The organism is Paenibacillus sp. XP01 (assembly GCF_057364885.1).
In genome coordinates, this window is record NZ_CP139481.1 from 5,516,721 (window position 1) to 5,525,000 (window position 8,280).

5 protein-coding genes, 9 tRNA genes and 2 rRNA genes (1 of these 16 cut by a window edge) are annotated in these 8,280 nt (G+C 52.4%); all 16 read right to left on the reverse strand.

The features are described 5' to 3' along the window. Positions 1-3 precede the first annotated feature (3 nt). Entirely contained in the window at positions 4-2,094 is a 2,091-nt protein-coding gene (locus SNR34_RS24830; RefSeq protein ID WP_486182511.1) for a SpoIID/LytB domain-containing protein, read from the reverse strand. A gap of 103 nt (positions 2,095-2,197) precedes the next feature. Next, positions 2,198-3,208, reverse strand: coding sequence for a Holliday junction branch migration DNA helicase RuvB (gene ruvB / locus SNR34_RS24835; RefSeq protein WP_236415422.1), 1,011 nt, complete (start codon positions 3,206-3,208; stop codon positions 2,198-2,200). 74 nt (positions 3,209-3,282) lie between these two features. Next, complete coding sequence (gene ruvA / locus SNR34_RS24840) at positions 3,283-3,897, reverse strand: Holliday junction branch migration protein RuvA (RefSeq protein ID WP_236415420.1); 615 nt, start codon at positions 3,895-3,897, stop codon at positions 3,283-3,285. Further along, positions 3,894-4,397: a crossover junction endodeoxyribonuclease RuvC gene (gene ruvC / locus SNR34_RS24845; protein ID WP_236415418.1), complete on the reverse strand. Its 504-nt coding sequence runs from the start codon at positions 4,395-4,397 to the stop codon at positions 3,894-3,896. Before ruvC ends, ruvA begins: the two co-directional genes overlap by 4 nt. A gap of 196 nt (positions 4,398-4,593) precedes the next feature. Continuing rightward, positions 4,594-5,376, reverse strand: coding sequence for a BofC C-terminal domain-containing protein (locus SNR34_RS24850; protein WP_486180436.1), 783 nt, complete (start codon positions 5,374-5,376; stop codon positions 4,594-4,596). Between the two features lie 51 nt (positions 5,377-5,427). Beyond that, positions 5,428-5,501 (reverse strand) — tRNA-Pro (locus SNR34_RS24855). A gap of 6 nt (positions 5,502-5,507) precedes the next feature. Further along, positions 5,508-5,588 (reverse strand) — tRNA-Leu (locus tag SNR34_RS24860). Positions 5,589-5,601: 13 nt separating this feature from the next. Next, positions 5,602-5,678, reverse strand: a tRNA-Arg gene (locus tag SNR34_RS24865). Between the two features lie 5 nt (positions 5,679-5,683). Then, positions 5,684-5,758 (reverse strand) — tRNA-Gly (locus tag SNR34_RS24870). Between the two features lie 25 nt (positions 5,759-5,783). Beyond that, positions 5,784-5,861, reverse strand: a tRNA-Asp gene (locus SNR34_RS24875). Positions 5,862-5,867: 6 nt separating this feature from the next. Beyond that, a tRNA-Met gene (locus SNR34_RS24880) sits at positions 5,868-5,941 on the reverse strand. Positions 5,942-5,956: 15 nt separating this feature from the next. Beyond that, positions 5,957-6,032, reverse strand: a tRNA-Val gene (locus tag SNR34_RS24885). 122 nt (positions 6,033-6,154) lie between these two features. Then, positions 6,155-6,226 (reverse strand) — tRNA-Glu (locus SNR34_RS24890). 4 nt (positions 6,227-6,230) lie between these two features. Next, a tRNA-Asn gene (locus SNR34_RS24895) sits at positions 6,231-6,306 on the reverse strand. 79 nt (positions 6,307-6,385) lie between these two features. Further along, positions 6,386-6,502, reverse strand: a 5S ribosomal RNA gene (rrf, locus tag SNR34_RS24900). Between the two features lie 122 nt (positions 6,503-6,624). Beyond that, positions 6,625-8,280 (reverse strand): 23S ribosomal RNA (locus SNR34_RS24905); it runs 1,270 nt beyond the window's last position.

An 8,280-nucleotide genomic window follows, 5' to 3' on the forward strand; every position in this document is an offset into this window, starting at 1 on the left:
AATTCATTCCTTAACAATAGTCGCATTTTGGTAATAGTGTTTCAAAATGGCCTGGTAATCATACCCTTCATCCGCCATGCCTTTGGCACCCCACTGGGACAACCCCAGACCATGGCCATTGCCCTGACCGATAAACATGAAGGTTTGGCCTTGGGTTACGGCTCTGGCCGTTCCGTCCCCGCTCATGACGACGAGTGCGTTTCCGGACGATGTGCCCGTCCCGGAAGCCGATAACACGGCTGCGCCGTTCGCCCCGGTTTTGCTGGCTTGCACGCCGTCAGCGCCTAATACAGTATAACTTCCGGTCCCGGCAATATCAAATAATGTGCTCGGCAACCCGCCCAATGCAGAACGATAGGTGTCCGCATATTTCACGGTCATCGCCTGTCCGTTGGCACTGACTTCGAGCGCCCTTCCCGACGGCCCCCGTTTCGTTACCTCCAACGTGGAGATGGCTGACGGTACCGAGGATGTCGTTTTGCCTTGAAGGGTTTTGACTAGTTGAGCTGAAGTAAACGGGCCTCTTACCCAGGAATACGTATTTGATTCAGGCACTTTCGCCAAAACTACGGCTTCGTTGCCTGGATTCATTTTTGCCACCGGGTTCACATTGGACTGGATCATCGGAATCGGTCGCACGTTGGTATTTTGGGCCGTAACCGTTACTTTGGATAGCCCTGCATTCGTTTGGGAAGAGAGTTCCTTCACGTTGTCTTCGCGTATATATCCGCTGACCCCCGAGCTAAGAAGCACGTGATACCACGTATGCAGTCCTGCCTGGGCCGCAACATCTCCCGAGCTGTCAACCGTATTGAATACACCTTCTGCGCCGTTCCAAACTTCGGAAGGATGTGCCGTCTGCCCGCCCGCATTGGACGAGAACACAGCCTCGACGATTTTACCGCCACTCTTGACCACTTCGCCCGCGGTCGCATCGACGGCGCTGTTTACTTTGTCATTCTCGGATCCCATTCCGTTGTACGCCTGGCTGAGCGTTGTATCCACGACATTGGCAATCTTGAAGCGGTCACCCTGCTGAAGCGCATAGGAGCGCGCTGCTACAGCCTGAGCTTTTAACGCCTCTGCCGGCCACGAGGAATACACTTCTGCGCCCACGACTGAATACAGGTATTGCTCCAGCGGTACAACGTTGACCAGAGCCAGGTCCCCGTTTACGATGCTGACTTCCATATCGCCGCGGTAGGTCCGCTGTGAACGCTCCGCGACTTTGATTCCGCTGCCGTCTCCCTGTACCAAAGCTTTGGCATTGGTGCCTGCCATCGTATAATGTGCTGCCGTTTTGAGAGCATCCAGGCTGAGTCCTGCATCCGTACGGATGATCAGCCCGGGTTGACCGTCATTCACTGTAGATAAACTCAAACCAGGTGCTTGAGCATCAACCGTTGTTTTCAGTGCCGCAAGCTCTGCATCCGTGGAGGCTTCGCCCACCCAAACCGCGTATCCCGAAGCATTTGCCCCCAATTGGAGCACAGGATAAGCCGTAATGCCTGCCGACAGCAAAGTCGCCTGTGCTGCCTGCGCCTCCTCAAGCGAACTGTACGTGCCCGTCGTCAGCCGTTTGCTTCCGGTAACCACCGGTTTCTGGCCGCCAAGTTGGGCTGCAGCCGTGTTTTGGACACGGGCTACGGCTTGTCCGGCCTGCGCTGCTGTCGCATAATTGCCTGTATACAGCTGATAGGTCTCTTTGCCGTTGACCGTTGTTGTAAACAGCAGCGGCGTGTCCGCAGTGGCCTGTAACCGTTTAGCCGCAGCCGACGCCGTTTGGAAATCAGTCGTTTCCAGCACTTTAACCCTATAACCGTCCGCGCTGAATCGGATTTGCCCTGCAGGGATGCTTAAGTTGGCTCCGCCGCCAGAACCAATGCTCCATTTTCCCGTGGATTCCAGCGTAATAAGCGGTGTTGTCGATTTGTACGTGCTTCCCAGGTTCGCAAACATCGCAACCCGGATCGTTTGGCCGTCGCTTTCTGCCGCATAGGCAGGCAACTGCAGGCATCCCGCAGTCAGCAATGCCGCCGCAAAAACCTTAATGCGTCTGCTCCACTTGTTCCGATTCCTCGCTCTTCCCACAATCAAACTCCTCTCCATGCTATATCCATTGGATTATCGGAAATATGCGTCCTGCTTATGAGCTGCTTTTTATCGTTGATGTTGCGTCAGATGCTCCATCCAACCATTACTTCCCGTCCCTTGGCGGAAGGGGAATGCCCAGGTGGTGATACGCCAAATCCGTCACCACCCTGCCCCTCGGAGTTCGTTGAAGCATGCCGATCTGCAGCAAATAAGGCTCGTATACGTCCTCAATCGTTTGGCTCTCTTCCCCGATGGTGGCAGCTATCGTATCCAGCCCGACCGGGCCTCCTTTGAAACTTTGAATCATGGATTTGAGCATCTTATGGTCGATTTCGTCCAACCCTCTCGGGTCGATCTGCAAACGTTTCAACGCCTCTTCTGCCAAAGCCTGCGTAATCATGCCGTCCCCCCGCACTTGGGCGAAATCCCGTACCCTTTTCAAAAGACGGTTAGCAATCCGCGGCGTACCGCGAGAACGAAGAGCAATCTCCTCTGCCGCATCGCCCACGATGTCGACGCCAAGAATTTCCGAAGCCCTCGACACGATAAACGCAAGTTCATCCACCGTGTAAAATTCCAAACGACTGATCACGCCGAAACGATCGCGGAGCGGAGCCGACAACAATCCTGCACGCGTCGTTGCACCGATCAGCGTAAATGGAGGCAAATCGAGACGCACGGAACGTGCACTCGGACCTTTACCGATCATAATATCCAGCGCAAAATCCTCCATGGCCGGGTACATGACTTCTTCCACGGTACGATGCAAGCGGTGAATCTCGTCAATGAACAAGACGTCACCTTCCTGCAAGTTGGTCAAAAGCGCAGCTAAGTCTCCTGGACGTTCAATCGCAGGGCCCGATGTTGTTCTTAGATTCACGCCGAGCTCGTTCGCGATAATATTGGCCAGCGTTGTTTTCCCCAGTCCGGGAGGACCGTACAACAGCACGTGGTCCAACGCTTCATTACGCATTTTTGCGGCTTCGATGTATATTTTCAAATTTTCCTTGACCTGATTCTGTCCGATATACTCGTTCAAATACCGGGGACGCAGGCTCAGCTCCACAGCTTGGTCCTCCATCATCAGGTTGGCGGAAATAATCCGGTCTTCCATGTTATATCCCTACCTTCTTTGCTGGCTGCTTGGTTGACTTGGTTGTCTGAAATGGTCTGTCACCGATCAGCTCGCTATCCTTTAAACAGCATCTGCAGCGCCCGCTTCATCAGCACATCCACCGAATCTGCCGCAGTGGCGTCTTTTTTGAGCTTCAGCCATACTTTATCCAGCTCGCTGTCCGTGTAACCCAATGCCTTCAAGCCTTCTCGAGCTTCATCCCACGCAGACCCGCTGCCCTGTTCCTCCGACGGAGGGGCAAACAACCCTGTCGCCAATGCAGCCGTACCGAAGCCGTCCAATTTGTCCTTCAGGTCCAAAATCATGCGCTGTGCCGTCTTTTTGCCGATTCCCGGCAATTTGGTCAGGAACGTAATGTTCTCTTGATAAATCGCCGTAACGACATGCTCAGGCGTTCCCCCTGCCAGAATCCCCAATGCAACCCGCGGCCCGATGCCGGATACCTCAATCAATTTGCGGAAAAGACGCTGCTCATCCCGGGATGCAAAACCAAACAAAAGGATTGCGTCTTCACGTACATGGTGATGAATATACACCGTGATTTCCCCTTCTTGTTTGGCAAAAACAAAGGGATTAGGGCAGAACACGCGATACCCCACTCCATGCACATCCAACACAATATATTCATTCTCCACAAGCACAAACTGTCCTCTAAGAAAATCTATCATTTTCGCAATACCTCATTCAACTTGTTATTTAGTGTGTATGAGTGGGCGTGACAAACGGCTACGGCCAGCGCATCCGCCACGTCGTCCGGTTTCGGAATGGCCTGCAAACGCAAAAACATACGAACCATCTCCTGCACCTGGCGTTTCTCCGCCTTGCCGTAACCCACGATGGCCTGTTTAATTTGCATTGGCGTATATTCCGCGATCGGCAGCCCTTTCTGAGCTGCTGCAAGCACCATGACCCCTCTCGCTTGGCTGACCGACATGGCTGTCGTCACGTTTCGGTTAAAAAACAACTTCTCCAGCGCAATCGCATCCGGTTTATATTTATCAATCAACTGCACCATGCCCTCATACACATGAAGCAGCCGTTCTTCTTCGGGCGTATGAGCCTCGGTTTGAATGCATCCGTACTGCACAGGCTTTACCTGGCTTCCGATTTTGTCCACAAAACCAAAGCCGACAATCGCTATCCCCGGGTCGATCCCCAAAAAACGCAAAACCATCTCTCCCTTACAATAAAGCGAACATATGTATCGTTCATTTCATTATAACAAAGTTTATGATCCTGCGGCAGGAAAAACTTTGTCGAGACGATGATGCCGCATCATTTGATGCGTTTCGATCATTTTCACCAATGCAAAAAAGGCATCCGACGATGCCTTGGCACACTCCACCTATTATGTTGGTTTGTTTTTACCCGCCGCTTTGCACAGGCTGTGCTGCTTCATACTCCCGATCAAGGGCATAATCGCTAAATGTGGAGATCACACTGTTATATTCATCTTTGTCCTGTACGCGTATCCCTTGCTGCAATTGTTCCAATACCCCTTCCGGCAAAGAAGATTCGAGGGAACCCACATCCATTTGAAAAAATGTCCGGATGACTTTCTCCTTGGTTGGACGTCCTTCATATAAATTTAAATTCCCTACGGCATCGACGCTGATATACGCCTTCTCTTTGCACAACGGTGAAAGATCGTCAATCTGTTGACTGACTTGAACAAGATCAGTACTTTTCAATTCGGGCTCCCATTCAGGATGCTGAAGCAACAATGCTTCTAGCTGCGAATTCGTTAAACGCCCCAACTGCTCCGTTTCAATCCCGCAAATATAACGTGTCTCGAGGACAACCCGAGTTAACCGATCTGGGTCCGTTCCCAATTGCTTCAACACCATTTGCGCTTTTTCCGTCACCTGTGCTTCCGGTTCGGCAAGCCCCATAACAGCCTTAGCCTCACCGAAATGGGTTGTCAGCAGCCGCTGAACATGCGAAGAGATGGACAATCCACTACCCGCCAACACCGTGATCGTTATCAAAGCTACAGCCATCCATGCTGTGCGTTTCCATCGACGCCAACGTCGCTTTAATTGTTTTCTGAGCTTAAATGTGTTCACATGAACCCCTTCTATCCCTGTTTTAAGGATATTGTGACCGAAAGGGCTCAGCTTTATGCAAAATAAAACAGTTTCTCTCATGGAAAACAATAAAGACGGACTATCTATTATGATAGTCCGTCTTTCGAAAGATCGGGATGACACGATTTGAACATGCGACCCCCTGGTCCCAAACCAGGTGCTCTACCAAGCTGAGCTACATCCCGTTAAAATACCGGTGAGAGGACTCGAACCTCCACGGGTCTCCCCACTCGATTTTGAGTCGAGCGCGTCTGCCATTCCGCCACACCGGCTTATTTAATTAAATGGCGCGCCCTGAGAGATTCGAACTCCCGACCTTTTGATTCGTAGTCAAACGCTCTATCCAGCTGAGCTAAGGGCGCATATTTGGAGCGGACGACGGGAATCGAACCCGCGACCCTCGCCTTGGCAAGGCGATGCTCTACCGCTGAGCCACGTCCGCATATGAATTTTGATGAATATTCAAGTGGCGGAACCGACGGGATTCGAACCCGCGATCTCCTGCGTGACAGGCAGGCATGTTAGGCCAACTACACCACGGTTCCATCTTATTGCGGGGGCAGGATTTGAACCTGCGGCCTTCGGGTTATGAGCCCGACGAGCTACCGGGCTGCTCCACCCCGCGTCGTTAAAAAGTATATGGTGGAGGCTGAGGGGATCGAACCCCCGACCCTCTGCTTGTAAGGCAGATGCTCTCCCAGCTGAGCTAAGCCTCCATATTGCTATGACCCGTAGGGGATACTCTCACTTCGTTCGAGACTGCGAAGTCTGAGCTAACGAAGTTATCCTCCGACGAACCTTTGGGGTTCTCACCCCTTTTATTGCAATGGAATTACAATGACCCGTAGGGGATTCGAACCCCTGTTACCTCCGTGAAAGGGAGGTGTCTTAACCCCTTGACCAACGGGCCATAATGGCTCCCCGAACAGGACTCGAACCTGTGACAACTCGATTAACAGTCGAGTGCTCTACCAACTGAGCTATCAGGGAATATGATGCATTTGTGTATGCAAATGCAATTCATCGTACAACGTCAACATATTGTTTTCTATGTAGGATGAAAGAGTTCGCTTGGCGGCTTCCTACTCTCCCAGGACCCTGCGGTCCAAGTACCATCGGCGCTAGAGGGCTTAACGGTCGTGTTCGGGATGGGAACGTGTGGAACCCCTCCGCCATCGCCACCAAACGATTTTGCTTTAGATTGAAAAACGATCCGCACATCAAGTGATGTACCCGTTTTTCACTCAGAGATTGCTCTCTGAAAACTGGATTCGAAACGAAACTTGCGATCTTAGAACCTGCATTTTTTTGGATAAGCCCTCGACCGATTAGTACTGGTCAGCTCCATGCATTGCTGCACTTCCACCCCCAGCCTATCTACCTCGTCGTCTTCAAGGGGTCTTACTAATTGGGAAATCTCATCTTGAGGGGGGCTTCACGCTTAGATGCTTTCAGCGCTTATCCCGTCCGTACATAGCTACCCAGCGGTGCTCCTGGCGGAACAACTGGTACACCAGCGGTACGTCCATCCCGGTCCTCTCGTACTAAGGACAGCTCCTCTCAAATTTCCTACGCCCACGACAGATAGGGACCGAACTGTCTCACGACGTTCTGAACCCAGCTCGCGTACCGCTTTAATGGGCGAACAGCCCAACCCTTGGGACCTACTTCAGCCCCAGGATGCGATGAGCCGACATCGAGGTGCCAAACCTCCCCGTCGATGTGGACTCTTGGGGGAGATAAGCCTGTTATCCCCAGGGTAGCTTTTATCCGTTGAGCGATGGCCCTTCCATGCGGTACCACCGGATCACTAAGCCCGACTTTCGTCCCTGCTCGACTTGTAGGTCTCGCAGTCAAGCTCCCTTATGCCTTTGCACTCTTCGAATGATTTCCAACCATTCTGAGGGAACCTTTGGGCGCCTCCGTTACTCTTTAGGAGGCGACCGCCCCAGTCAAACTGCCCACCTGACACTGTCCCCGTACCCGATTAGGGCACCAGGTTAGAACCTAGATACGATCAGGGTGGTATCCCAACGGTGCCTCCACACAAGCTGGCGCTCATGCTTCTCAGGCTCCCACCTATCCTGTACAGATCGTACCCAAATTCAATATCAAGCTGCAGTAAAGCTCCATGGGGTCTTTCCGTCTTGTCGCGGGTAACCTGCATCTTCACAGGTATTAAAATTTCACCGGATCTCTCGTTGAGACAGCGCCCAAGTCGTTACGCCATTCGTGCGGGTCAGAATTTACCTGACAAGGAATTTCGCTACCTTAGGACCGTTATAGTTACGGCCGCCGTTTACTGGGGCTTCGGTTCACAGCTTCGGGATTGCTCCCTAACCGCTCCCCTTAACCTTCCAGCACCGGGCAGGCGTCAGCCCGTATACTTCGCCTTACGGCTTCGCACAGACCTGTGTTTTTGCTAAACAGTCGCTTGGGCCTTTTCACTGCGGCCCCCTCGTGCTATTCACACTACCGGGGCACCCCTTCTCCCGAAGTTACGGGGTCATTTTGCCGAGTTCCTTAACGAGAGTTCTTCCGCGCGCCTTAGAATTCTCTTCTCGCCTACCTGTGTCGGTTTGCGGTACGGGCACCTTCATCTGGCTAGAGGCTTTTCTTGGCAGTGTGAGATCATGACCTTCGCTACTGTAATTTTCACTCCCCATCACAGCTCAGCCTTACGGTTAGCGGATTTGCCTACTAACCAGCCTCACTGCTTGGACAGGCATCCATCAGCCTGCGTCACTACCCTACTGCGTCCCCCCATCGCTCGTAACGATTTACGGTGGTACAGGAATTTCGACCTGTTGTCCTTCGACTACGCCTTTCGGCCTCGCCTTAGGTCCCGACTTACCCTGAGCGGACGAGCCTTCCTCAGGAACCCTTAGGCTTTCGGCGGATCAGATTCTCACTGATCTTTTCGTTACTCATACCGGCATTCTCACTTGTATAATGTCCAGCGCT